Below are 22386 nucleotides of genomic sequence, written 5' to 3'. Positions count from 1 at the left end.
GATGGATGAGACACGGCCTGGAGCTTCCCTGCGGTGGCGCCTCCGTCACGGTGTCCACCCTGGTCGAGCTGGGCGAGCTCGCCGAGCGCGCCGGGTGGGACGGTGTGTTCCTGGAGGACTACGTGATCCACCACTCCGGTGACGACCCGTCCACCTACGACCCGTGGCTGGTGCTCACGGCGATCGCCGGGCGCACCAGCCGGGTGCGGCTGGGCACCACGGTCACCGCGCTGCCCCGGCGGCGCCCGGCGAAGCTGGCCCGCGAGGTGCTCACCCTCGACCACCTCAGCGCGGGCCGGGCCACCGTCGCGGTCGGTGTCGGCGACCCCGGCGACCGAGGCCTGGTCGCGTTCGGCGAGCCGACTGAGGTGGCCGTCCGGGCCGCCATGCTCGACGAGGGCCTCGACCTGCTGACCGGGTTGCTCAGCGGGGAGCCGGTCAACCACCAGGGCACCCACTACCGCGCCGACGGGGTGGCGCTGCGGCCGGCTCCGGTGCAGTCGCCCCGGGTGCCGGTCTGGGTCGGCGGCAGCACCCAGGCCGGGGCGGTGCGACGCCGGGCCGCCCGTGCCGACGGCATCGTGCCGTACAAGCTCACCGACACCGACGGGTGGTCTGACTTCACCCCCGATGAGGTACGCGAGCTGGTGGCCGTCCTGCCACCCACCCGCGCCGACGGCCAGCCGTTCGACGTGGCGATCGGCGGCCGGCGGCGCCGACCGGACGAACGCGCCGAGTGGGCCTATCTCGGTGAGCTCGCCGCGGCCGGCGCCACCTGGTGGCTCGAGTACGTCCCGGTCGGCGACCCGGCGACGATGCGGGTCGCCGTCGCCCGCGGCCCGCTGCGCTGACCCGCCGCCCAGCACCCAGCCGGCAGTGGCGGCGGAAGCCTCAGCCCTGTGGGCGGGGGCAGATGCAGAACGGCTGCCCGATCGGGTCGATGAGCACCACCCACCGTTCCCCGCCCGGCTGGAACTCCGGCTTCGACGCGCCGGCCTGGACGAACTCCTTCTCTGCCACGGCCAGGTCGTCGACGTAGAGGTCGAGGTGGTAGCGCTTACCGCCGGCCGGGTCGGGCCAGGACGGCGGCTGGTAACCCTCTACCAGCCCGAAGCCGATCGAGACGCCGCCGCCGCTGAGCATGGCGTATTCGGCTGCGCTGTGGGTGATCTCCCAGCCCAACGCGCGGTGGTAGAACGCGGCGTGCGCGGCCGGGTCTGAGCTGTCCAGGTTGACCATGGCGAGGTCAGCGGTTGTCGTCATACCGGCAGTCTGCCCTCACGTACCTGCCAACCGCTGTCAGGTACATCGGCGTTTCTCGCACCGAGAGAGGATGACGATCAGGGCGCGTCGAGCGGCCACACCGTCACCCGGGCGGCGCCGTCACGGCAGATCAGCCCGGCGCCGGCCTGACGGCAGTCGGTCAGCCCCGCCGGCAGCACCGCGCGCACCCGGGGGCCGTCCCGGCCCACCGTCGCGACCAGGGTGCGCCGGCCGTCCGACGCCGTCCCGAGCAGCAGCAGCGGCTCGGCGCCGATCCGAGCGCCCGCCAGGGTGTGCCAGCGCGCTCCGGCCGGCCACGTCCAGCGCCGCATGCCGGTGCCCGCGTCCATGGCCCACCGGCCCAGCCGGTCGCGCCCGCAGACCAGGCCCTGGCAGGGCCGCAGAGTCAGCTCGCCCGGCTCGACCGGCACCTGCCAGCGCCGCGACAGCCCCGGCAGGTCGTACCCGGTCAGCGCCGCCCCGCTGCCGGTCGGGTGGCGCAGCACCAGGTGCCCGCCGATGACCTGCGGATTGTCCGGACCGTAGTCGGCCGGCGGAAGCCGCCCCTGCCCGCGGACCGCGCCGTCGCGGGCGTCGAGCAGCCGCGCCAGCCCGTCGTCCTGCACCAGCAGCACCCGCCCGGGCGTGCCGGGGAGCGCCCTCAGCATGGCCGTCGAGGGCACCGGCACCGACCATCGGGTCGCACCGGTCGCGGGGTCGACGCCGTGCACGGTGCCCTCGACCCGGCGTCCCGGCTCAGAGGCGCTGCGGACCTCGCTCACCGCCACCGCCGCGTCGCCGGCCGCGTACACCCGCTCGGGCCGCCGCCACAGCGGCTGGCCGGTGCGTACCGACCGCGCGGTGGTCGCCGTCGCCCGGCCTACCTGGTCGCGTTCGGTGAGCAGTAGCAGGTCATCGGCCGCCTCGGCGGACCACCGGGTGGCCGGCGGCACGGTGACCCGCCACCGCGCCGGGCGGTGCGGCACGGCGGCGTCGTAGGCGCTAAGCGCCGGCGGGTCGGTGCCGGCGTCGACGACCAGCAGCAGCGGACCCGCGCTGAGCACGGTCGCACGGGCGGGCAGCGCCGGCCCGACCCGGGGCGTCAGGTGTACGGGCGCGGCGGCGCCGCCGAGCAGGGCGCACGCGGCCAGCAACAGGCCCACCCGACCTGGCCGGGAGGCCGCCGGAGACGGCGGTCCTAGGTCGTCCAGGGGCGCGCCCCGGTCGTCGCCCAGCTCGATCAGCACCGACATGGTGTCCACCCGCCCGCTCGCGCCGACCGGTCAGCAGAGCAGGTCCAGGTGGTTGTGGGCGTCCTCCGCGATCTCCTCGTGCCGCAGCCAGCGCCGCGCCCACAGCCGGGCGGCCAGTTCCGCCTGTTCGTCACCCCACGCGGCGTGCTCGACGAGCAGTGCGGTGGTCAGCGCGTACGCCAGGCGCAGCGCCAGGCCACGGGCGCCGGCGAGCACCGCCGCGGCGCCCGGGTCTGCGGTCACCGCGGTGACCGTGTCGCGTAGCTGCGCGGCGGCCGTGGCCAGGGTGTCGGCCAGTGCCGGCGACAGCGGCCGGGCCAGGTCGACGGCAACGGCGAGCCGGCTCAGCAGCGGCGCCCCGGCGTCCTCTCGGGCCAGCGCGCGCAGCACGTCCAGGGCCAGAACGTTGGTGGTGCCCTCCCAGATCGGCAGCACCTGCGCGTCGCGCAGCAGCCGGGGTACGCCGGTGTCCTCCACGTAGCCGGCCCCGCCGAAGCTCTCCACGTACTCGCTGGCGGAGCTGACGGCGAGCCGGCCGGTGGCCAGCTTCGCCAGTGGCGCCACGATGCGCAGCTCCGCCTCGGCCGCTGGGTCGGCGCCGACCTCGACCCGGCCGAGCAGCGCGAACGCGTGCCCGGCCAGGGCGAACGCGCCCGCCGCGTCGACCGCGAGGGTGCCCAGGGTGGCCCGGTGCAGCGGCGAGGACGCCAGCGCGCCGCCGGCGACGTGGCGCGCGTCCGCGTACGCCCGGGCGTAGGCCAGGCCCCGCCGCATCCCGCCGGCCGCCGCGGCGGCGTTGTGCACCCGGGTCACCACGACCAGGGTCATCGCCCGGACCAGGCCGGGCACCGCCGGGTCGCCCAGCGGCACGGCATACGCGTCGTGCAGGCCGATCTCGGCGGTGGGCAGTGCCCGGGTGCCGAGCTTGTCCTTGAGCCGGTGCACGGTGACGCCCGGCGCGGGCGCCCCCGCTGCGACCCCGTCGGCCAGGGGCGAGTCGGCGGCGTACCGGGGGACCAGGAACGGGGCGAGCACCCGGCTGCCGCGCGGGGCGCCCTCCGGTCGGGCCAGCGCCACCGCCATCGCCGCGTCGGCGGCGGAGCAGAACCACTTCTCCCCGGTCAGCCGCCACGAACCGTCCGCGGCGGGCCGGCCGACGGTGCTGGAGCGACCCAGGTCGGAGCCGCCCTGCGACTCGGTCATCCACTGCCCGCTGGTGATCGCGGTGGCCGGGTCGGTGGAGATCAGCCGGGGCAGCCATGCGTCGCGGACCCCGGCGTCGACGTCGGGCAGGCTGAGCAGCGTCGCCGCCCCGTCGGCCATCGCCACCGGGCAGGAGAACGTCGCCGACTCCGGGCCGTACAGGTGCAGCAGGGCGTGCTGCACCACCCGCGCCGCAGCACCCCAGGTGCCGCGCGCGTCCGGCAGGTAGGGCAGTGCGACCACGGCGTGCCGGGCGGCGGCGGCCCGCTGCGCCTGCCAGCCGGCGGACGTGTCGATCCGGTCGACCCGGGCGCCCCACGGGTCGTAGCGGACCAGCCTCGGCGGGTGCGCCTCGGCGTCGGCGTGCGCCGCGCGCAGCGGCCCGGCGACGTCGGCGGCCAGGTCGGCGAGGCGGCCCTTCGCGGCGGCGTGCCCGGCCGGGCCGAGGTGACGCTCCAGCCAGGACCGCAGCAGGGCGTCACCGGCGTACGGGTCGGCGGGGGGTGGTACCGGCTGCACGAAGCGGCTCATCCATCGGCTCCCTGGCACTGGGGGTGTGCGCCGACGGTAGACGATCCGTGGCCGGTCCGAACAGGGCACACCCGACCATCGGGCGCACCCAGTTTCCGGCTTGTCATGCTCTGCGCGACGACGTTCTCTACGGTCGGTAGTCGTGAGTGCCGGCCAGCCGTGGAGCCGACCGGCCCGGCGGCACCGCCCGATGCGCACCGGGCTGGCCTTCGCCGGGTTCGGCGTGGCGCTGTGCTGCGTCGGGGTGGCCGGGCTGGGCGCCTGGAACCTGCAGACCGTACGCCAGGCCGCCGGCCCGATCCGGGAGACCGCCGACGGGTTCCTGAACGAGGTGGCCGTCGGCGACACCGCCGGGGCGTACGAGCGGCTCTGCGCGGACGCGCGCACCCGTTGGAGCTCGATCGGCTTCACCAGTTGGGTGCGTACCCCGCCGATGGTCACCGACTACGAGATCACCGACGTGTCGGTGGCCACCCGTGGCGGACGCCCGCACGGCACGGTGACCGTGCGGTTGACCCGAGCCGGCGGCACCAGTGAGGAACGTCGGCTGCCCGTGATCCGCGAGGACGGGGACTGGCGGGTCTGCGGTGACCCGTTCTGAGTCGCCGGTCGTCAAGCCGGTGCGGCCCTGGTTGCTGCGCGAGCGGCGGGGTATGGAGCCGACCACCTCGACCGAGCTCTTCTTCGACCTGGTCTACATCTTCACCGTCACCCAGCTGTCGCACTATCTCATCGAGCACCCGGACTGGCCTGGCGCCGGACGGACCGCGTTGCTGCTGGCGATGGTGTGGTTCGTCTGGGTCTACACCGCCTGGCTGACGAACTGGCTGCAACCGAACGAGGCGCCGGTGCGGGCGCTGCTGATCGGGCTGATGTTGGGCAGTCTGCTGATGTCGGCGGCGATCCCCGAAGCGTTCGCCGATACCGGTCTGCTCTTCGCCGTGGTCTACGCGACGCTCCAGATCGGCCGCACCCTGTTCGCGCTGTGGGCGGTGCAGGGCCAATCGTGGTTGGCCGACGGGTTTCAGAAAACGCTGCCGTGGTTCGTCGGGACGTCGGTGCTGGTGGTGCTCGGAGGCATGGCCGCCGGGGATGTCCGGGAGGCGCTGTGGGCGGGGGCGATCGTCATCGAAGTGATCGGCCTGTCGATCGGGTTTCCGGTGCCCGGTCTGGGGCGTAGCCGCGCCGAGCGGTGGATGGTGGAGGGCGGGCACCTGGCTGAGCGGTGCCAGGCGTTCATCCTGATCGCGCTGGGAGAGTCGATCCTGCTCACCGGGAGCACCCTCACCCAGCACCTGGACACGGTGACATCGGCGGCGTTCCTGTTGGCGTTCGCCGGCTCGGTGGCGCTGTGGTGGGTGTACTTCGCGCGCTCGGCGCCGGCCGCGACGGAGGTCATCGCCCGCGCCGGTGAACGCACCGGCGGGTTGAGCCGAGTGGCGTTCAATTACCTGCACCCGGTGATGGTCGCCGGCATCATCGTCACGGCGGCGGGCGACGAGCGGCTGCTGCGCGAGCCCGGTGCGGACGCCACCACGGTCGCCGCGCTGTTCACCCTGGGCGGTCCGGCGCTGTTCCTCGCCGGGCACGCCGCCTATCAGGCGGTGCTGTGGCGGATCCGGCCGACCAGCCGGATCGCGGGGGTGGTCGTACTGCTGGCGTTGTTGCCAGCCTGCGTCCTGCTGGCGCTGCCCGTCGCGGCGTGCGCGGCGCTGGCCACCATGGTGACCGTCACGGTGATCATCGCGGACCGGTTCGCCGACCCCGCACGGCGTGAGCGCAGCGGTCAGTCGCGCGGGCCCAGGTCGCCCGAGCGGTAGTGCCGGCGGCAGAGCACCTGGTAGCGCACATCTGCGGTGTCCACGGTGTCGCCGATGACGACCTGCGCGCCCTCCCGGACCACCCGGTCGTTGACCACCCGGGCGTTGAGCAGCCCCTCCCGGCCGCACCAGCACAGCACCTCGACCTGGATGCGGGCGACCTCGTCGGCCAGCTCGAACAGCCGCTGCGCGGCGGGGAACAGGCAGGACCGGAAGTCGGTGGCCAGACCGAAGGCGAACACGTCCACGTCGTAGCTGTCGACCAGCTCGGCCATCTGCTCGACGTGCTCAACGGTGTAGAAGCACGCCTCGTCGCAGATCAGGTAGTCGACGCGTACCCCGTCGGCCCACCGGCCCCGGACCAGGGCCCGCAGGTCCAGGTCGTCGGTGACCTCGATCGCCTCGTGCGCCAGACCGATGCGCGTGGTGACCTGCGGGCCCAGCGACCGGTCGATGCGGGTGGTGACCAGCCCACGGCGGCCCTGCCGGGCGTGGTTGTAGTTCATCTGCAACGCCATGGTGGATTTGCCGCAGTCCATCGGCCCCCAGAAGAACTTCAACGCCGCGGCGTGCACCGGGCGCCCGTCGAGCCCGCGCGCGGCCGCGCACCCGGCCGGAGCGTGCGGCTGGCCGGGGAACGGGTGAGCCAGGCAGGTCGGGGCGGTGGCGTCGTCGTCGGTCACGGTCGGGCAGCCTAGCCCATCGGCAATCCTGGATCGGCGTAAGCGGGACGCTGGTCAGAGCACCCGGGGCGGGGTGTTCCCGGCGGCGACGATGGCCCGGCGGATCGGCACGGCCAGGAGCAGCAGGAAACCGACCACGAAGAAGATCAGCAGGGAGACCAGACCCACCCGGTAGGAGGCGGTGAGCTGGAACACCAGGCCGAACGCGAGCGGCCCGAGCCAGCTGGTGCCCTTGTCGCTGATCTCGTAGAAGCCGTAGTACTCGCCCTCCTTGCCGGCCGGGATGAGCTGGCTGAACAGCGACCGGCTCAGCGCCTGGCTGCCGCCGAGGACCAGGCCGATGGCCGCGCCGAGGACCATGAACGGCACCGGCGCCTCGGCGGGCAGCCGGAACGCGCCGATGATCACACCGGTCCAGAGCACCAGGCTGAGCAGCACGGTCTTCCAGGCGCCGATGCGCCGGGCCAGCGCACCGAGGCTCAGTGCGCCACCGAAGGCGAGGAACTGCACCAGCAGGATCGTGACGATCAGGGTGCTCTGCTCCAGCCGCAACTCCTCGGTGCCGTACTGGCTGGCGAGGGTGATGACGGTCTGGATGCCATCGTTGTAGACCAGGAACGCGAGCAGGAAGAACAGCGTCAGCGGGTACGCCTTGATCTCGCGCAGGGTGCGGGCCAGCTGCCGGAACCCGTCGGTGAGCACGTTGCCGCCGCGGGTCAGTGCCGCCGCGGTGGGGCGTTCACGCAGCCAGCGCAGCGGTATCAGGGTGAATGCCGCCCACCACACCCCGGCGGACACGATCGACCAGCGGGCCAGATCCAGGGTGCGTTGCGGGTTGTCGTCCTCGCTGAACAGGGTCACCGCGACCAGGTTGAACGCCAGCAGCAGGCCGCCACCGAGGTAGCCCAGCGCCCAGCCGCGGCTGGAGATGCCGTCGCGCTCGTCGGGGCCGCCGAGCTGCGGCAGGAACGAGTTGTACACCACGATGGCCGCGCCGAAGGAGATGTTGGCGACCAGGAACAGCGCCCCGCCGAGCAGGTAGCGGTCGCCGGTGACGAAGGCCATCGCCATGGTCGCGCCGGCGCCGGTGAACGCGGCGCCGCCGAGCAGTCGCTTCTTGTGCGCCGACCGGTCGGCGATCGCCCCGATGACCGGCAGCACGAAAACGGTGAGGAGCACCGACAGCGAGATCAGGTACGGGTAGTAGGAGCCGGCGGCCACCCGGATGCCCAGCGGGTGCACGTAGCCGTCGCAGTCGTCCGCGCCCAACTGACAGCCGGCGGCCAACTCGGCGACGGTGGTGAGGAACGGGCCGAGGAACACCGTGATGACGGTGGTCTGGAAGGCGGAGTTGGCCCAGTCGTAGATGTACCAGCCGCTCCGCTCGCGGCGGGTGCTCGCCGGGGGCGGGGTCTCGTCCACCGTGGGGGTCACGGTCTCGGCCATCGGGGTCCTTCGCCGGTCAGGCGGCCCAGTGGCCGCGGCTGCGGTAGACGTCGCGCAGCACGCCGACGTGATCGGTCATGATGCCATCCACACCACGATCCAGTAAGTCGTGCATTTGGGCGGGTTCATCGATCGTCCAGACGTGCACCTGAAGGCCGAGTCGGTGGCAGTAGTCGAGGAACCGGCGGTCCACCACCGGCACCCGCCCGTAGCTGGGCGGCACCTGCGCGGCGACCACCGACGGGGGCAGCCGCAGGGGGCGGCCGTGCAGGGAGGCGACCCGCAGCCGGGCGACCCCGCGCATGCCGAGGCTGGTGGCGACCCGCCCCTCGGTGAGCGCCCGCAGCCGGGTCAGCCGGGCGTCGCTGAACGAGGCGAGCAGCACCCGGTCGGCGGCGCCGGCCCGGGTCACGGTGGCCACCGTCGGCTCGACGCCGCCGTCGGCCTTCACGTCGATGTTGAAGCGGACCTGCGGCCAGGCGCCCAGCACCTCGTCGAGCCGGGGTACGACGGCCGCACCGCCGACCCGCACCGAGGCGAGGTCGTCCCAGCGCAGGTCGGCGATGCGCCCCGGTTCGCCGGTGATCCGGCGCAGCGTCGGGTCGTGGAAGATCACCGCCACCCCGTCGGCGGTGGCGTGCACGTCGGTCTCCACGTACCGGTAGCCCAGGCCGATGGCGCGGGCGAACGCCTCGGTGGTGTTCTCGTCGCCGTCGGCGGCGCCGCCGCGGTGGGCGAACGCCAGCGGCGCGGGCGCGTCGAGGTAGCCGGATCGGGTCAGCACGCGACGCAGTATGCCCGCCGCCGGTGGACCTTGGGTGACCTGCCGGCGACATTCGTCGACCGGTGGTCGCCCTCGCCTCTCCTGCCGACCGAGCCGGCGGTGCTCGGCTCGGCGCCCCGATCCGGCGTTGCGACACGTGATCGCTGTGCCAGTCGCCCGGTCAGTTGCCCGGCCGGCGGCGATGGGCGCGACTGGGGTCGCTCGGGCGGCCCGGGTCGACCTGCCGGGGCGCGTCGGGTTCGTCGGGGCGCAGTGGGGCGAGGGTGTCGGTGAGCGCGTCGATGATCCGGTCGGTGGCCCGGCGGGCGGCGCCGGGGCTGGCGGCGCTCACCTCGCCCAGGTCGACGGGTTCGCCGAAGTGCACGCGGATCACCGGGCGGCGCCACAGCGAGCGGGCGATGCCCCGCAGCGCTCCCCGGGGCGCCCGGTAGGGCAGCACCTCGTGGGCGCCCCACTGGGCGACCGGGATGACCGGGGCGGCGCAGGCCAGGGCGAGCCGGGCGGCGCCGGTCTTGCCGCGTTCGGGCCACATGCCGGGGTCCAGGCCGATGCGCCCCTCGGGGTAGATGAGGATCACCGAACCTCCTGCCACGGCGGTGGTGGCGGCGTCGAGTGCCCGGTGCACGGCGTTGGTGCCGCGGTCGACGCGGATGTGTCCGGCGCGGCGCATGAGGGTGCCGATCACCGGGGCGCGGAACAGCCCGGCGGTCGCCATGATCCGGGGAGCGATGCCGCGGGTCTGGCAGGCGGCGGCCATCACCACCGGGTCGAACGGGCTGATGTGGTTGGCGGCCAGCACCAGCGGTCCGCGACGCAGGTGCGCGGCGACGTCGCCGGTGACCTCGAGGCGGGCCAGCAGGCCGACCAGGGCCCGGGCCAGCAGTTGGGCGGCGCGCCAGATCAGCGGTGGTCGCCAGGGGGAGTGCGCGGTGTCCATCAGCGCGCCATCGTCGCACGCGGCGGCGGGGCCGCGAGGGCGGGTCGCCTGGTTGCCCGCGGCGGCCGGCGCCGGGCCGGGCGGCCGGGGTGATCAGGGTCATTGGTCCCGGGCCGGTTTGGGTCGCCCGGCCCTGCCCATCCTTCTACGACGAGCAGTAGTATTTACTACGTCTCGTAGTATGAACAGCTGGGGGTTTCAGGTGGACGCGTTGGACGTCGCCCGGTGGCAATTCGGTGTCACCACCGTCTACCACTTTCTCTTCGTGCCGCTGACGATCGGCCTATCCGTGCTGGTGGCCATCCTGCAGACCCTGTGGCACCGCACCGGCAACGAGCGTTACCTCAAGCTCACCAAGTTCTACGGCAAGCTGTTCCTGATCAACTTCGCGATGGGCGTGGTCACCGGCATCGTGCAGGAGTTCCAGTTCGGCATGAACTGGAGTGACTACTCCCGCTTCGTCGGCGACATCTTCGGCGCGCCCCTCGCCATCGAGGCGCTGGTCGCGTTCTTCCTCGAATCCACCTTCATCGGCCTGTGGATCTTCGGGTGGGACCGGCTGCCCAAGCGGGCGCACCTGGCCAGCATCTGGGCCGCCGCGATCGGCACCAACCTCAGCGCGTACTTCATCCTGGCGGCGAACTCGTTCATGCAGAACCCGGTCGGCTACCGGCTCAACCCGGACACCGGCCGTGCGGAGTTGACCGACTTCCTGGCCGTACTGACCAACAAGGTCGCCCTGGTCACCTTCCCGCACACCCTGGCCGGCTCCTTCCTGGTCGCCGGGTCGCTGGTCGTGGCCGTCGGCCTGTGGCACGTGATCCGCAACCGCGACTCCGCCGACACCGGCGCCTACCGCTTCGCCACGAAGTTCGGCTCCTGGGTGGTTCTGGTCGCCTCCGCCGCCGTGGTGTTCACCGGCGACATCCAGGGCAAGATCATGACCGACGTGCAGCCGATGAAGATGGCCGCCGCCGAAGGTCTCTACACCACCGAGAGCCCGGCCTCGTTCTCCGTGCTCACCGTCGGCAGCCTCGACGGCAGCCGCGAGGTCTTCGCCATCAAGATCCCGCACCTGCTGTCGTACCTGGGCACCGGCGACCCGAACGGCACCGTGCAGGGCATCAACGACCTGCAGGCCCAGTACGCCAGCCAGTACGGCGCCGGCAGCTACACCCCGATCATCCCGGTCACCTACTGGAGCTTCCGCTTCATGATCGCCTTCGGGTTGGCCGCCGGCGCGATCGCCCTGCTGGTGCTCTGGAGCCAGCGCAAGGGCCGCACCCCGAGCAGCAAGTGGCTGCTGCGCGCCGGGCTGGCCATGCCGGTGCTGCCGCTGCTGGCCAACTCCTTCGGCTGGATCTTCACCGAGATGGGCCGCCAGCCGTGGATCGTCTTCGGCGAGATGCTCACCCGCAACGGCGTGTCCCGCAGCGTCTCGCTGGCCGAGGTGGTCACCTCGTTCACCGCCTTCACGCTGATCTACGCCACCCTCGCCGTGATCGAGGTCAAGCTGCTGCTGCGCTACGCCAAGGCCGGCGTACCCGACGTCAGCGAACAGCCCCCCACCGACGACACCGACGACGCCGAGCGTCCGCTCGCCTTCGCCTACTGATCCCGGAGCCCATCGTGGAACTGACCACCATCTGGTTTCTCCTCGTCGCCGTGCTGTTCACCGGCTACTTCATCCTGGAGGGCTTCGACTTCGGCGTCGGCATGCTGCTGCCCGTGCTCGGCCGCAACGACCGCGAACGCCGCGTCCTGATCAACACCATCGGCCCGGTCTGGGACGGCAACGAGGTGTGGCTGATCACCGCCGGCGGCGCCATGTTCGCCGCCTTCCCCGAGTGGTACGCGACCCTCTTCTCCGGCTTCTACCTGCCGCTGCTGCTGATCCTGCTGGCCCTGATCGCCCGCGGGGTGGCCTTCGAGTACCGCCACAAGCGCCCCGAGGCGTCCTGGAAGCGCCGCTGGGACGCGGCGATCGTGGTCGGCTCGCTGCTGCCGGCGATCCTGTGGGGCGTCGCCTTCGCCAACATCCTGCGTGGTGTGCCGCTGGACGCCGAGCACGAGTACGTCGGCGGCCTGCTCGACCTGCTGAACCCGTACGCCCTGCTCGGCGGCGCGACCACCATGGCGCTGTTCCTCACCCACGGCGCGGTGTTCCTCGCCCTGAAGACCACCGGTGACATCCGCGAGCGCGCCGGCGCCCTCGCGGTGCGCATCGGGGTCGCCGCCGCCGTGCTCGCGGTGGCGTTCCTGAGCTGGACGTTGAGCATCCGCTCCAGCCCGGCCGCCGTCGTGCTCGCCGTCGGCGCGGCCCTCGCCCTGCTCGGTGGCCTCGCCGCCGCCCGGGTACGCCGGGAGGGCTGGGCGTTCACCGGTACGGCCGTGGCGATCGCCCTGGCGGTGGCGACCCTGTTCGCCGCGCTGTTCCCGAACGTGCTGCCGTCCACCCTGGACGCGGCGGGCACGCTGACCGCCACCAACGCCGCTTCCACCCCCTACACCCTGAAGATCATGACCTGGGTTGCGGTGATCTTCACCCCGGTCGTGCTGGCCTACCAGGGCTGGACCTACTGGGTGTTCCGCAAGCGGATCGGTGTGGCCAACATCCCGCAGCACTGACCACGGAGGTGCGGGGCCGGCATCGGCCCCGCACCCCGTCGGTAATTCGGCGGCTCTCGAAGATCCATCCCGCTAGGGTGTGCCGATGCCCACCGCCGTGCACGTCCGCGAACTCACCGCCGACGACCTCGCCGATGCCTGGGAGCTGGGCAGGTTCGCCTTCGGGTCCGACCCGCAACGACCTCCGCACGCCACCGAGGCGGTGCCCGGCTTGACCCGCTACGGCGCGTTCGACGACGCCGGCCGGCTCGTCGGAAAGGCCGTCGACCTGCACCACGACCAGTGGTGGTCCGGACGGGCGGTGCCCGCCGCCGACGTCGGCGGCGTGGCGGTCGCCCCCGAGGCCCGCGGCCGGGGCGTGGCCCGCGCCATGCTCAGCGCCCTGCTCCGCGGTGCCCACGAACGGGGAGCGGCGATCAGCGCGCTGTACCCGACCGTCGTCGCCCCCTATCGCGCCTGCGGCTGGGAGGTCGCCGGCGTGCTGCGCGTCGTCAACCTGCCCACTGTCTCGCTGCCCCGGCACCGGCCGGACCCCCGGTTCACCATCCGCGCCGGCACGCCCGCCGACCTGCCCGCCGTCGCCGCCCTGTACGAGCGGGTCACCCGGCACCGCAACGGTCCGCTCAGCCGCCGGGGTCAGCTGTTCGACTTCTTCGCCGCCGGTGGCGGCCTGCCCGGCGACGGGCTCACCCTGGTCGAGGACGCTGGCGATCTGGTTGGCTACGCCAGTTGGGAACGGGGCCGTGGCTACGGCGCCGACTCCGTGCTCACCGTCGACGAGGCCCTGGCCAGCACCGCCGAGGCCGCCCGGGAACTCGTCGGTGTGCTCGGCAGTTGGGCCAGCGTCGCCCCGACCCTGCGGCTGTGCCCGCTCGACGGCGACGCCGTCAGCGCCCACCTGCCGCTCGAGTCGGCCCGCGAGCACGAACGGAACCTGTGGATGCACCGGCCGGTGGACGTGGCCCGGGCGGTCAGCGCGCGCGGCTGGCCCACCCACGTCCGGGGCATCGTCGACTTCGCCCTCGACGATGACCTCGCCGACTGGAACACCGGCACCTGGCGGTTGACCGTCGCTGACGGCGCCGCCGAGCTCACCCGGATCAGCGGCGAGGCGGACCTGCGGCTGACCGTCCGCGGTTTCGCGCTGCTGTACGCCGGCGCCGCCCACGCCCGCTCGGTCGCCCAGGCCGGGCTGTTGCGGTACTCCACCGGTACCGACCCGGCCGCCCTCGACCTGCTGGGCGCTGGCGGGCCGGCGCAGCTGCTCGACTACTTCTGATCAGGTCGGCACCGCCGCCAGTTCGGTGTTCGCGCGGTCTGTGACCAGGGCGAGCACCCGGGCCGCCGTGCTCATCTCGTCGGTCGGGATGTCCGCGTACAGCCGGGCGGTGATGTCCGCGACGGCGGCACGGATGCGGCCCTGTGTGACGCGACCGCTCTCGGTGAGCGACACCTGCGGCTCACCGTCGCCCGCTGGAGCGCGGTCGCCGACCTGCGCGAGGTCGGCGTCGACGAGTTGGCCGATCACCGCGTGCACCGCCGGCTCGTCGACCTTCAGGGTGCTGGTGATCCGGTGCACCAGCCGTGCCCGGTCGACGGCGCCGTCGGCGAGGACGTTGAGCGCGAGCGCCTGGCCGAAGCTGATCCCGAGCGGGGTGATGGCTCGTTCGAGCAGGGCTCGGGTGGCGTAGTGGGCCTGGCCGATGACCTGGCCGTTGAGGATGGGTGCGGTGGACATGCCGCCTCCTTCAAACGTTGGCGAAACCAATGTTGGTGCGACCAACGTAGCATGAATCGTGGGTAGCACCAACGATTTCTGCTAGGCTGCGCCGCATGGAATCCACCGGCCCGCAGTCACCCGCCGGGCTACGCACCACCCCCAGCTGGCTGCTCAACCAGACCGCCAGCCACGCCGCCCGCCTGATCGGCGAGGGCTTCGCCGCGCACGGCCTACGCGGCTATCACTATCGACTGCTCGCCGCACTGGCCGAGGGCGGCCCGGCCAGCCAGGCGGACCTCGGCCGGCGCTGCGGCATCGACCGCAGCGACGTCGTGGCGGCCATCAACGACCTGGCCGGCCGGGGGCTCGTGGTGCGCGCCCCCGACCCGGCCGACCGTCGCCGCAACGTCATCAGCCTCACTGACGCCGGCACCGACGAGGCCGACCGGATGGGGGAGACCGTGGAACGGGTCCAGCGCGATCTGCTCGCCCCGCTGTCCACCGACGAACGCGACCAACTGACCCGGATGCTCACCCGGCTGCTCGACCACCACACCCGCCACTGACCCCGCATCAGGGGCCGGAACGGTCAGTGGACCGACGCGCTCAGCGGGCCTCGCGCAGCTCCGCCAGCCGTGCCTCGATCTCGGCCAGCTCCGCGCGCAGCTTCTCCGCCTGCTGCTCCGCCTCCGCCCGCTCGGTGCCGAGGATCTGCTCCACCGCCTCCTGCACGCCCGGCACGTCGACCAGCGCCACCATCTTCAACGCCTCCGCCGGCTTCACCACGTACGGCTTGGCGAGGGCCTTGCTGCCCTGCTGCGCCGCGACCGTCCACTCACCGTCGGCGTACGCCAGCGTCACCGTCAGGCCCGCCGGGCCCTTCGGCTTCACGGCCTTGACCGCCCGCCGTGCCGGCGCCTTCTCCACCTGTTCCACCTGCTCCACCTTTGGCTCCTCCCGCCGTGGCGTCGGCACCCGCGGCGTGTCCAACACGAACTCGGGCGCCGCCACCGCGGGCGGCTCCTCCGCCGGTGGCTCCGGCTTCGGCTCCACCACCCGACGACCGGCGCCCTTGGGTGCCATCGCCACATCCGCGGGGGAGAACGGCAACTCGTCGCGACCGAAGCGCACCACCACGAACTCGTCGGACACCTCGGGATCGGTCAGCTCCACCACCTGACCCCCCTGACCGGCGATCTGCCCCGCGGATGCGGTGAACACCACCCGCGGCTTACGCCCGGCCGCCAACGCCTCCCGCAGGCTCTGCACCTCGTCAGTGGACAAACCCTGGCCGGCATCCATCAGAACCCTCTTCCGTACACCTGTTTGATTGCTGTCTTGATATCAGCCGGCTGCGACACCCGCCGCACGGGGCTCCGGTCCGCTCAGCCGCCCAGCGCCCGCAGCGCCCGGTCCGCGTGGTCGTTCATGCTGACCTCGCTGTGGATCACCTCGATCACCCGCCGGTCCGCGCCGATCACGAACGTCATCCGCTTCGTGCTCAAGGCCCCCAACGGCAGCCGCCGCCGCACCCCGAGCTGCTGCGCGACCGCCCCGTCCGGATCCGACAACAGCGGATAGTCGAAGCCGTGTCGCGCGGAGAACTCCGCCTGCTTCTCCACGGTGTCCCGGCTGATGCCCACCCGGGTCGCGCCCACCGCCGCGAACTCCGCCGCCAGATCCCGGAAGTGGCAGCTCTCCGCCGTGCAACCCCGGCTCAAGGCCGCCGGATAGAAGAACAGCACCACCGGCCCCGCCGCCAGGAACTCCGACAGCCGCCGTGGCGTGCCCGTCTCGTCCGGCAGCTCGAAGTCCTCCACCACGTCGCCGACACTCACATCCGCCACCGCGCACCTCCGTTGTCAGACCGGACAGGCGGTGAGCGTAAGCGATCACGCCCAGAGCGTCGCCACCTCGTCCGCCACCACGGCGGCCTGCGCCCGCCCCGCCCGCGCCGCTCCGGCCCGCCGCGCCGGATCCAGCACGTTGCGGCCGATCGCCTCGCGCGCCCCCGCGTCCGGCGTCACCACCGCGACCCGCGAGCCGGCCGCCCGCAATCCGGCCACCTGCGCCGACAGCCGTGGCATCGGCCCGAACGCCCCCGACGTCGGCGCGATCACCAGCACCCGCCGGGCGCCCGCCGCCAGGTCCGCGTTCACCGCAGAGCGCATCCCACCGTCGACGTAGCGGCGCGCGCCGATCGTCACCGGCGGCCACACCCCGGGCACCGCGCAACTGGCACCCACCGCGTCCACCAGGGACACCCCGCTGTCGCCGTCGAACACCACGAACTCACCCGAGGACGCGTCCACCGCGGTCACCAGCAGCCGCCGCGCCGGCCACTCCCGGGCCGGCAGGCGAGCCTCGATGACCGCTCGCCGCGACGCCTCCGAGGGGGTACGGGCCGCCACCGCCATCGCCCCGATCCGCGCCCGTGACCGCACCGCGTCGCGGGTCCGACCACCGGCCCACACCATCCGCGCCAGCGTCGCAAACCCCAGCCGTGCCGTCCGCTCGCCGGACGGTGGCGCCAACTGCGCCTCGTACAGCTGCTCCAGCGGCATGCCCGAGCACACCTGCGCGCCGACCACCGAGCCCGCCGACGTGCCCACCACCAGATCCGCCTCGGACACCACGACGCCCCGGTCGGCCAGCCCCGCCAGCAGGCCCAGCTCCCAGGCCACGCCGGTCACCCCGCCACCACCGAGCACCAACGCCCGCTCCATGTGACTCTCCTCTCGACGACCGAGCCGCGCCGGTCACGGTAGCGTCGGCGCGACCCCTACGCGGCCCCAGGAAACAGCGGGAGGCACCATGACACCCGTCACCGTCATCACCGGCGGTGGCCGCGGCATCGGCGCGGCCACCGCCCGCCGCCTCGCGGCGGCCGGGCACCACGTCGCTCTGTGCTACCGGCGCGACCACGCCGCCGCCAGCGCCGTCCTGGCCGACCTGCACGCCACCGGCCGGCAGGCCATCGCGGTGTGCGCCGACACCACCGACCCCGCCCAGGTCGACGACCTGTTCGCCGCCGCCGCGCAGCTCGGCCCGCTCACCGGTCTGGTCAACAACGCCGGCGTCACCAGCCCCATCGGGCCCTTCACCGAGCTGCGCGTCGACGACCTGCGCCGGGTCGTCGACGTCAACCTCATCGGCTACGTCCTCTGCGCCCAGCAGGCCGCCCGCCGGATGACCGACGGCGGCGCCATCGTCAACGTGTCCTCGGCCGCCGCCACCCTCGGCAGCCCCGGAGAGTACGTGCACTACGCCGCGGTCAAGGCCGCCACCGACACCCTGACCGTCGGCCTGGCCAAGGAGCTCGCCCCGCGGGGCATCCGGGTCAACGCCGTCGCGCCCGGCATCGTGCGCACCGACATCCACGCGGACTCCGGCGTACCCGACCGCGCCGACACCGCCACCGGCCGCATCCCGCTCGGCCGCGCCGGGGAACCCGACGAGATCGCGGCCGCCATCGCCTGGCTGCTCGGCCCGGACGCGTCGTACGCCACCGGCACCGTGCTGCGCGTCTCCGGCGGTCTCTGAACCGACCTCGGGTGGGTGCCGCGTCAGCGCGGCACCCACCCGGCGGTCAGTGGGTGAACAGCTTCGCTGCCGTGATCACCGTCTGCGCCACTCCGTAGCCGAGCAGCGCCGCCACCACCAACCAGGAGATCCACAACCGGGCCTGCTGCCCGTGCCGGCCGTCGTCGCTCATCGCGTGCCACTCCTCTCCGCCGCCACCGGCGCCGTACCCTCGTCCGCGTCCCCACCGGTGGGCGGCTCGTGGAACCGCTGCGGCACCGGCCGGATCAGCAGGTTCGCCACGAACCCCACCGCCAGCACACCCACCATCGTGAACAGCGCCGGCCGGTACGCCGCCGCCGTCAACGTGCCCGGCTCGCCCTCGGCGTCGAGGAACCCGTTGACGATCAGCGGGCCGGCGATCCCCGCCGCCGACCAGGCGGTCAGCAGCCGGCCGTGGATCGCGCCCACCTGGAACGTGCCGAACAGGTCCCGCAGGTACGCCGGCACCGTGGCGAACCCGCCGCCGTAGAACGACAGGATCACGCACGCCAGCAGGACGAACAGGGCCGTGGCCGTCTGCCCGACCAGGGCCAGCAGCGCGTACAGCACCATGCCCACACCCAGATACACCAGGTAGATCGGCTTACGCCCGATCACGTCCGAGGTGGACGACCACACGAACCGGCCGGCCATGTTGAACAGCGACAGCAGCCCCACGAACCCGCCGGCCGCAGCCACCGTCACCGCCGAGGTGCCGTTGTCCCGGAAGAAGTCCTGGATCATCGGGCTGGCCTGTTCCAGGATCCCGATGCCCGCCGTCACGTTGCAGAACAGCACCACCCACAGCAGCCAGAACGACCGGGTCTTCACCGCGTTCGCCGCCGACACGTTCGCCGTGGTGACCAGCGGCTTCGCCGCCACCGTCGCCGGGTCGAACCCGGCGGGACGCCAGTCCGGCGCGGGCACCCGCACGTTCGCCACCCCGAACATCATGATCACGAAGTAGCCCAGGCCGAGCGTCACGAACAGCCACACCAGTGCGCTGCCCGACGCCGTCGATCCCGCGTTGGCAGGGTCGTAGCCCGGGTCGTAGAACGACAGCAACTGCCGGGACAGGGGAGAGGCCACCATCGCCCCACCGCCGAACCCCATGATCGCCAGCCCGGTGGCCAGGCCCGGCCGGTCCGGGAACCACTTGATCAACGTGGAGACGGGGGAGATGTACCCGATCCCCAGACCGATGCCGCCGAGCAGTCCGTACCCCAGGTACAGCAGCCACAGTTGCTTCGTGGCGATGCCCAGCGAGCCCACCAGGAAGCCCGTCGCCCAGAAGCAGGCGGAGACGAACATCGCCTTACGCGGCCCGTTCGCCTCCACCCAGGTCCCGGCGATCGCGGCGGACAACCCCAGCATCACGATCGCGATACTGAAGATCACCCCGATGGCGGTCTGACTGGCATCGAAGTGGGCGATCAGCGAGTTCTTGTACACGCTGGTGGCGTAGACCTGGCCGATGCAGAGGTGGATGGCCAACGCCGCAGGGGGGATGAGCCATCGGCTGTAACCGGGCGGCGCGACGGTGTGCCGACGATCGAGCGCGGAAAGCATCAGCTGCTTCCTCTCCGAAGCGGGCGAGAAACGTCCTCACCACTTGCCCATACATCGCGGAGCTGGCAAACCTCACGATCGCCGGACGGTCGGTCCGGTGAGCTGAGCGGTCCAGCCGCCCCGCGCGGCGCTACCCCGCGCTGCATCCGCCATTCGGCTGGCCCGGGACCGTGAAGTAGGCCTGTGCTTCCTGCTCGCCTTCCGGACGGTGCTGAGCACGGTCAACGCGATTCCGCCGGTACGCCGCCGGTTCGCCGCACAACTCGGCCAGTGAGTCCCGACCCGAGCGGCGTGACAAGCGGTTACGCGACGAGCAGGAGCACGCTGATCGCCAGCATCACCACGGCGGTGGCCCCGTGGATGCCGTAAACGGCCGCCTTGGGCCCGTTGCTGCGCAGCACGATCAGCGCGTCGCCGACGGGGATGACGGTGGCGGCCAGCATGAACCAACCCAACAGGTGGGGTGTCGCTCCCGCCAGCAGGATGAAGATGAAGAGCCCTGAGGCAATGTCGCGCACGGCCTTGACGGTCAGCCAGGCCTGGAAGTTCCGATCCTCGGTCGGCGTGCCGGGGATGCCAAAGCCTGCCGCGGCCTGCGGCGCCCAGAAGGCGCGCGCGCCGATGAGGATGATGCCCGCGCCGATCAGTCCGGCGAGCACGCTGGCGACGTTGGTGAGCATGGGTTGGGTCCCCTCCCGACGGTAGTGCCGCAGCGATTCCTAGCGGCACTAGTAGTGGTAGCGACGATAACCCTAGCCTCGACAGCATGTCTAGTGCTGCTAGGATGTTGTCATGTCCGCCATCAACGAGCGCCGTGAGCGTGAACGCGCCCAGCGCCATGAGCTGATCGTCACGGCCGCGCGCGAACTCGCGGAAGCCGAAGGCTGGGAGGCGGTGACGACGCGCCGGCTGGCTGAACGCGTCGAGTACAGCCAGCCGGTGCTGTACAGCCACTTCAACGGCAAGGACGCCATCGTGAGCGCCGTCGCCGTCGACGGCTTCGGTGAACTCGCCGCCCACCTGCGCCGCGCGCGGCAGGCCGCCCCCGAGCCGGGGCAGGCCCTGCGTGCCGTCTGCCGCGCCTACCTGGAGTTCGCGACCGAACGACCTGCCCTGTACCAGGCGATGTTCGTCCTGCCCACTGACTTGAAGTTCGCGAGCGCCGAGACACTGCCCCCGCTACGGGCCGCTTTCGACGAGTTCGTGAGCTGCTTCCGCCCGGACAACGAGCGACGCGAACTATTCGCCGAAGTCATCTGGAGCGCGTTGCACGGCATGGCTGTCCTGTCCGACAGCGGCCGCATCCCCCCGGCCGGCCAGGAAGAACGGCTCGATTTCCTCGTCACTCAGATCGCCGACACCCCGAACGGGGGCAATTGAAAGGCCAGGGATCTGAGCCGAGGCGTTAGCTGGCCGCGTCCGCGCACCATGCCCGGCACGGTCACCGCAGGTGTGGGGCGTGCCAGCCGCCGGCGAGCGCGTCGGCGTCCACCGGACCCCACGTGCCCTTGTCGTACGTCTGCACCTCCGCCGGCAGATCCAGGATCGGTCCGACGACGCGCCACTCCTGCTGGATCGTCTCCTCGCGGGCGAACCGCAGGTGCTGCCCGTCCATCGCGTCGTCGAGCAGGCGCTCGTACGCCTCCTGCCGGTGCCCGAGTGCCGCGCCGAAGTCCACGGACAGGTCAACCGGACGGCTGGCCACCTCGGCGCCCGGGCTCTTCGCCTGGATCGACATGGTGATGCCGTCGCCGCAGCCGAGCCGGAACCGCAGTAGGTTCGCGGGTGCCACGGCGCCGCCCTCGGCCGGGATGAGGGACCGCTGCGGCTGCTTGAACTCGACCACGACCTCGGTCGCCGTCCCGGGCAGGGACTTGCCGGTCCGCAGGTAGAAGGGCACTCCCGCCCAGCGGGGGGAGTTGACCGTCAACCGGGTGGCGACGAACGTCTCCGTGTTCGAGTCCGGCCGTACGCCCGGCTCGTCCCGGTAGCCGGCGTACTGACCCCGCACGGTGGACTCCGGCGACAGCGGCTCGATCTGCCGCAGCACCGCGACCTCCGCCTCGCGGAACGCGTCGGTGTCGTCGGCGACCGGCGCTTCCATCGCGATCAGCGCGACGACCTGCAGGATGTGGTTCTGCAGCACGTCGCGGGTGGCGCCCACGGTGTCGTAGAAGCCCGCGCGGCCCTGGGTGCCGAAGCCCTCGGCGAGGGTGACCTGAATGTTGTCGATGTGCTCGCTGTTCCACAGCGGCTCGAACAGCCGGTTGGCGAACCGGAAGGCGTAGAGGCCCTCGACGGCTTCCTTGCCGAGGTAGTGGTCGATGCGGAACACGCGCTCCGGGTCGAAGGCCGCGCGCAGCGTGCGGTCCAGCTCGTGGGAGGACTCCAGGTCGCGCCCGAACGGCTTCTCCACGATGACCCGGCCGCGGTCGGCCAGACCGACCGCCGCGAGGCCCTCGACGACGGAGCCGAACACCGCCGGGGGGATCGCCAGGTAGAAGATCGGACGTTCGGCGCCCTGCAGGCGCGCGGCCAGCCGCTGGTACGTGGTGGGGTCGGCGTAGTCGCCGGAGATCATCGAGAGGTTGCGCGCCAGCGCGTCGAAGGTCTCGTCGTCGACCTCGTCGTTGGCCTCGGCGACCGACTTGCGGGCGGTGGTGACGAGCTGCTGGTCATCCCAGGGGGAGCGGGCCACGCCGATCACGGGGACGTCGAGGCGGTCGCGCCTGGTCAATTCGTACAGCGCCGGAAACAGCTTCTTCGAGACGAGGTCTCCCGTGACGCCGAACAGCACTACCGCGTCTGAGCGCACGTGCATGGTTCTTCCATCCGATTGAGTGAACCTGATCTTCCAACCGGAGAACCTCTCGGCCCACGCTCGAATTCCCCCCGAGCAACCCGCGTGAGGACGGCGACAGGGCCCCGGTGGGCACGGCCGTCCAGGCGAGCACAATAAGGAAGGTTTACAGTTCCGGCGCACCC

At 72.5% G+C, this 22386-nt stretch carries 24 protein-coding genes; 9 read left to right on the top strand and 15 right to left on the bottom strand.

The features are described 5' to 3' along the window. Nucleotides 1-5 precede the first annotated feature (5 nt). Nucleotides 6-851: an LLM class flavin-dependent oxidoreductase gene (locus OG990_RS10885; protein WP_406080221.1), complete on the top strand. Its 846-nt coding sequence runs from the start codon at nt 6-8 to the stop codon at nt 849-851. A 40-nt stretch (nt 852-891) separates the two neighbouring features. On the opposite strand, the gene OG990_RS10880 is transcribed toward OG990_RS10885, so the two are convergent. The 3 genes from OG990_RS10880 to OG990_RS10870 all read right to left on the bottom strand — a co-directional run bounded on the left by OG990_RS10880 (nt 892) and on the right by OG990_RS10870 (nt 4250). Next, nucleotides 892-1263, bottom strand: a complete 372-nt coding sequence (locus OG990_RS10880) for a VOC family protein (protein ID WP_328416661.1) — start codon at nt 1261-1263, stop codon at nt 892-894. 77 nt (nt 1264-1340) lie between these two features. After that, the gene (locus tag OG990_RS10875) at nt 1341-2516 is read right to left on the bottom strand and encodes a PQQ-binding-like beta-propeller repeat protein (protein ID WP_406080220.1); all 1176 of its coding nucleotides are present in this window, start codon (nt 2514-2516) and stop codon (nt 1341-1343) included. Nucleotides 2517-2546: 30 nt separating this feature from the next. Continuing rightward, nucleotides 2547-4250: an acyl-CoA dehydrogenase family protein gene (locus OG990_RS10870; RefSeq protein WP_406080218.1), complete on the bottom strand. Its 1704-nt coding sequence runs from the start codon at nt 4248-4250 to the stop codon at nt 2547-2549. A gap of 142 nt (nt 4251-4392) precedes the next feature. On the opposite strand from OG990_RS10870, the gene OG990_RS10865 reads away from it, so the two are divergent. Together OG990_RS10865 and OG990_RS10860 are read left to right on the top strand one after the other, a co-directional pair. Then, nucleotides 4393-4851, top strand: coding sequence for a hypothetical protein (locus OG990_RS10865; protein ID WP_355604398.1), 459 nt, complete (start codon nt 4393-4395; stop codon nt 4849-4851). Next, nucleotides 4838-6070 (top strand): low temperature requirement protein A, encoded by a 1233-nt coding sequence (locus OG990_RS10860; protein WP_406080216.1) that lies wholly within the window; start codon nt 4838-4840, stop codon nt 6068-6070. Before OG990_RS10865 ends, OG990_RS10860 begins: the two co-directional genes overlap by 14 nt. On the opposite strand, the gene OG990_RS10855 is transcribed toward OG990_RS10860, so the two are convergent. The 4 genes from OG990_RS10855 to OG990_RS10840 form a co-directional block, all read right to left on the bottom strand. Then, on the bottom strand, nt 6037-6753 hold the full coding sequence (locus tag OG990_RS10855) for a thymidine kinase (protein WP_386991399.1): 717 nt from the start codon (nt 6751-6753) through the stop codon (nt 6037-6039). The two genes, OG990_RS10860 and OG990_RS10855, sit on opposite strands and share 34 nt — an antisense overlap. A gap of 54 nt (nt 6754-6807) precedes the next feature. Beyond that, the gene (locus OG990_RS10850; protein WP_386991401.1) at nt 6808-8199 is read right to left on the bottom strand and encodes an MFS transporter; all 1392 of its coding nucleotides are present in this window, start codon (nt 8197-8199) and stop codon (nt 6808-6810) included. Nucleotides 8200-8215: 16 nt separating this feature from the next. Further along, nucleotides 8216-8983 (bottom strand): glycerophosphodiester phosphodiesterase, encoded by a 768-nt coding sequence (locus tag OG990_RS10845; protein WP_406080213.1) that lies wholly within the window; start codon nt 8981-8983, stop codon nt 8216-8218. Between the two features lie 160 nt (nt 8984-9143). Then, nucleotides 9144-9920, bottom strand: a complete 777-nt coding sequence (locus OG990_RS10840) for a lysophospholipid acyltransferase family protein (RefSeq protein ID WP_406080212.1) — start codon at nt 9918-9920, stop codon at nt 9144-9146. 202 nt (nt 9921-10122) lie between these two features. On the opposite strand from OG990_RS10840, the gene OG990_RS10835 reads away from it, so the two are divergent. The 3 genes from OG990_RS10835 to eis all read left to right on the top strand — a co-directional run bounded on the left by OG990_RS10835 (nt 10123) and on the right by eis (nt 13827). Continuing rightward, a complete protein-coding gene (locus OG990_RS10835) occupies nt 10123-11535 on the top strand; it encodes a cytochrome ubiquinol oxidase subunit I (RefSeq protein ID WP_406081717.1) in 1413 nt (470 codons plus the stop codon). A 14-nt stretch (nt 11536-11549) separates the two neighbouring features. After that, a complete protein-coding gene (gene cydB / locus OG990_RS10830; protein WP_406080211.1) occupies nt 11550-12548 on the top strand; it encodes a cytochrome d ubiquinol oxidase subunit II in 999 nt (332 codons plus the stop codon). Between the two features lie 85 nt (nt 12549-12633). Next, the gene (gene eis, locus OG990_RS10825; protein WP_406080210.1) at nt 12634-13827 is read left to right on the top strand and encodes an enhanced intracellular survival protein Eis; all 1194 of its coding nucleotides are present in this window, start codon (nt 12634-12636) and stop codon (nt 13825-13827) included. Here the strand turns inward: eis and OG990_RS10820 are convergent, their stop codons facing one another. Next, the gene (locus OG990_RS10820; protein WP_406080209.1) at nt 13828-14286 is read right to left on the bottom strand and encodes a hypothetical protein; all 459 of its coding nucleotides are present in this window, start codon (nt 14284-14286) and stop codon (nt 13828-13830) included. Between the two features lie 95 nt (nt 14287-14381). Between OG990_RS10820 and OG990_RS10815 the strand changes: the two genes are divergently transcribed. Further along, nucleotides 14382-14834, top strand: coding sequence for a MarR family winged helix-turn-helix transcriptional regulator (locus OG990_RS10815; protein WP_406080207.1), 453 nt, complete (start codon nt 14382-14384; stop codon nt 14832-14834). A 40-nt stretch (nt 14835-14874) separates the two neighbouring features. Here the strand turns inward: OG990_RS10815 and OG990_RS10810 are convergent, their stop codons facing one another. The 3 genes from OG990_RS10810 to OG990_RS10800 all read right to left on the bottom strand — a co-directional run bounded on the left by OG990_RS10810 (nt 14875) and on the right by OG990_RS10800 (nt 16994). After that, on the bottom strand, nt 14875-15570 hold the full coding sequence (locus OG990_RS10810; protein WP_328416637.1) for a hypothetical protein: 696 nt from the start codon (nt 15568-15570) through the stop codon (nt 14875-14877). Nucleotides 15571-15653: 83 nt separating this feature from the next. Then, nucleotides 15654-16115, bottom strand: a complete 462-nt coding sequence (locus OG990_RS10805; RefSeq protein ID WP_328416635.1) for a peroxiredoxin — start codon at nt 16113-16115, stop codon at nt 15654-15656. Nucleotides 16116-16160: 45 nt separating this feature from the next. Then, a complete protein-coding gene (locus tag OG990_RS10800) occupies nt 16161-16994 on the bottom strand; it encodes a patatin-like phospholipase family protein (protein ID WP_406080206.1) in 834 nt (277 codons plus the stop codon). 88 nt (nt 16995-17082) lie between these two features. On the opposite strand from OG990_RS10800, the gene OG990_RS10795 reads away from it, so the two are divergent. Next, complete coding sequence (locus tag OG990_RS10795) at nt 17083-17811, top strand: SDR family oxidoreductase (protein ID WP_406080204.1); 729 nt, start codon at nt 17083-17085, stop codon at nt 17809-17811. A gap of 46 nt (nt 17812-17857) precedes the next feature. Here OG990_RS10795 and OG990_RS10790 read toward each other — a convergent pair whose 3' ends face one another. The 3 genes from OG990_RS10790 to OG990_RS10780 all read right to left on the bottom strand — a co-directional run bounded on the left by OG990_RS10790 (nt 17858) and on the right by OG990_RS10780 (nt 20081). Beyond that, nucleotides 17858-17983 carry a hypothetical protein gene (locus tag OG990_RS10790; RefSeq protein WP_328416631.1) on the bottom strand — a complete coding sequence of 42 codons (126 nt, stop codon included), beginning with the start codon at nt 17981-17983 and terminating at the stop codon, nt 17858-17860. Next, nucleotides 17980-19401 (bottom strand): OFA family MFS transporter, encoded by a 1422-nt coding sequence (locus OG990_RS10785; protein ID WP_386991413.1) that lies wholly within the window; start codon nt 19399-19401, stop codon nt 17980-17982. The genes OG990_RS10790 and OG990_RS10785 overlap by 4 nt, the downstream gene beginning before the upstream one ends. A gap of 302 nt (nt 19402-19703) precedes the next feature. After that, nucleotides 19704-20081 carry a DUF4267 domain-containing protein gene (locus OG990_RS10780; RefSeq protein ID WP_406080202.1) on the bottom strand — a complete coding sequence of 126 codons (378 nt, stop codon included), beginning with the start codon at nt 20079-20081 and terminating at the stop codon, nt 19704-19706. 112 nt (nt 20082-20193) lie between these two features. Here OG990_RS10780 and OG990_RS10775 point away from each other — a divergent pair, with 112 nt between their 5' ends. Continuing rightward, nucleotides 20194-20781, top strand: a complete 588-nt coding sequence (locus OG990_RS10775) for a TetR/AcrR family transcriptional regulator (protein ID WP_406080200.1) — start codon at nt 20194-20196, stop codon at nt 20779-20781. A gap of 61 nt (nt 20782-20842) precedes the next feature. On the opposite strand, the gene zwf is transcribed toward OG990_RS10775, so the two are convergent. Then, nucleotides 20843-22222: a glucose-6-phosphate dehydrogenase gene (gene zwf, locus OG990_RS10770; protein ID WP_406080198.1), complete on the bottom strand. Its 1380-nt coding sequence runs from the start codon at nt 22220-22222 to the stop codon at nt 20843-20845. Nucleotides 22223-22386 lie beyond the last annotated feature (164 nt).

Origin of the sequence: Micromonospora sp. NBC_00858 (assembly GCF_045207365.1) — a bacterium.
Classification (GTDB): Bacteria; Actinomycetota; Actinomycetes; order Mycobacteriales; family Micromonosporaceae; genus Micromonospora.
This window is presented reverse-complemented; position numbering and strand designations above follow the sequence as displayed.

Coding starts and splice junctions, on each gene's coding strand:
- OG990_RS10885 (WP_406080221.1), top strand. CDS start 6: ATGAGACACGGCCTGGAGCTTCCCTGCGGTGGCGCCTCCGTCACGGTG.
- OG990_RS10880 (WP_328416661.1), bottom strand. CDS start 1,263: ATGACGACAACCGCTGACCTCGCCATGGTCAACCTGGACAGCTCAGAC.
- OG990_RS10875 (WP_406080220.1), bottom strand. CDS start 2,516: ATGTCGGTGCTGATCGAGCTGGGCGACGACCGGGGCGCGCCCCTGGAC.
- OG990_RS10870 (WP_406080218.1), bottom strand. CDS start 4,250: ATGAGCCGCTTCGTGCAGCCGGTACCACCCCCCGCCGACCCGTACGCC.
- OG990_RS10850 (WP_386991401.1), bottom strand. CDS start 8,199: ATGGCCGAGACCGTGACCCCCACGGTGGACGAGACCCCGCCCCCGGCG.
- OG990_RS10840 (WP_406080212.1), bottom strand. CDS start 9,920: ATGGACACCGCGCACTCCCCCTGGCGACCACCGCTGATCTGGCGCGCC.
- eis (WP_406080210.1), top strand. CDS start 12,634: ATGCCCACCGCCGTGCACGTCCGCGAACTCACCGCCGACGACCTCGCC.
- OG990_RS10820 (WP_406080209.1), bottom strand. CDS start 14,286: ATGTCCACCGCACCCATCCTCAACGGCCAGGTCATCGGCCAGGCCCAC.
- OG990_RS10815 (WP_406080207.1), top strand. CDS start 14,382: ATGGAATCCACCGGCCCGCAGTCACCCGCCGGGCTACGCACCACCCCC.
- OG990_RS10810 (WP_328416637.1), bottom strand. CDS start 15,570: ATGGATGCCGGCCAGGGTTTGTCCACTGACGAGGTGCAGAGCCTGCGG.
- OG990_RS10800 (WP_406080206.1), bottom strand. CDS start 16,994: ATGGAGCGGGCGTTGGTGCTCGGTGGTGGCGGGGTGACCGGCGTGGCC.
- OG990_RS10795 (WP_406080204.1), top strand. CDS start 17,083: ATGACACCCGTCACCGTCATCACCGGCGGTGGCCGCGGCATCGGCGCG.
- OG990_RS10790 (WP_328416631.1), bottom strand. CDS start 17,983: ATGAGCGACGACGGCCGGCACGGGCAGCAGGCCCGGTTGTGGATCTCC.
- OG990_RS10785 (WP_386991413.1), bottom strand. CDS start 19,401: ATGCTTTCCGCGCTCGATCGTCGGCACACCGTCGCGCCGCCCGGTTAC.
- OG990_RS10780 (WP_406080202.1), bottom strand. CDS start 20,081: ATGCTCACCAACGTCGCCAGCGTGCTCGCCGGACTGATCGGCGCGGGC.
- OG990_RS10775 (WP_406080200.1), top strand. CDS start 20,194: ATGTCCGCCATCAACGAGCGCCGTGAGCGTGAACGCGCCCAGCGCCAT.
- zwf (WP_406080198.1), bottom strand. CDS start 22,222: ATGCACGTGCGCTCAGACGCGGTAGTGCTGTTCGGCGTCACGGGAGAC.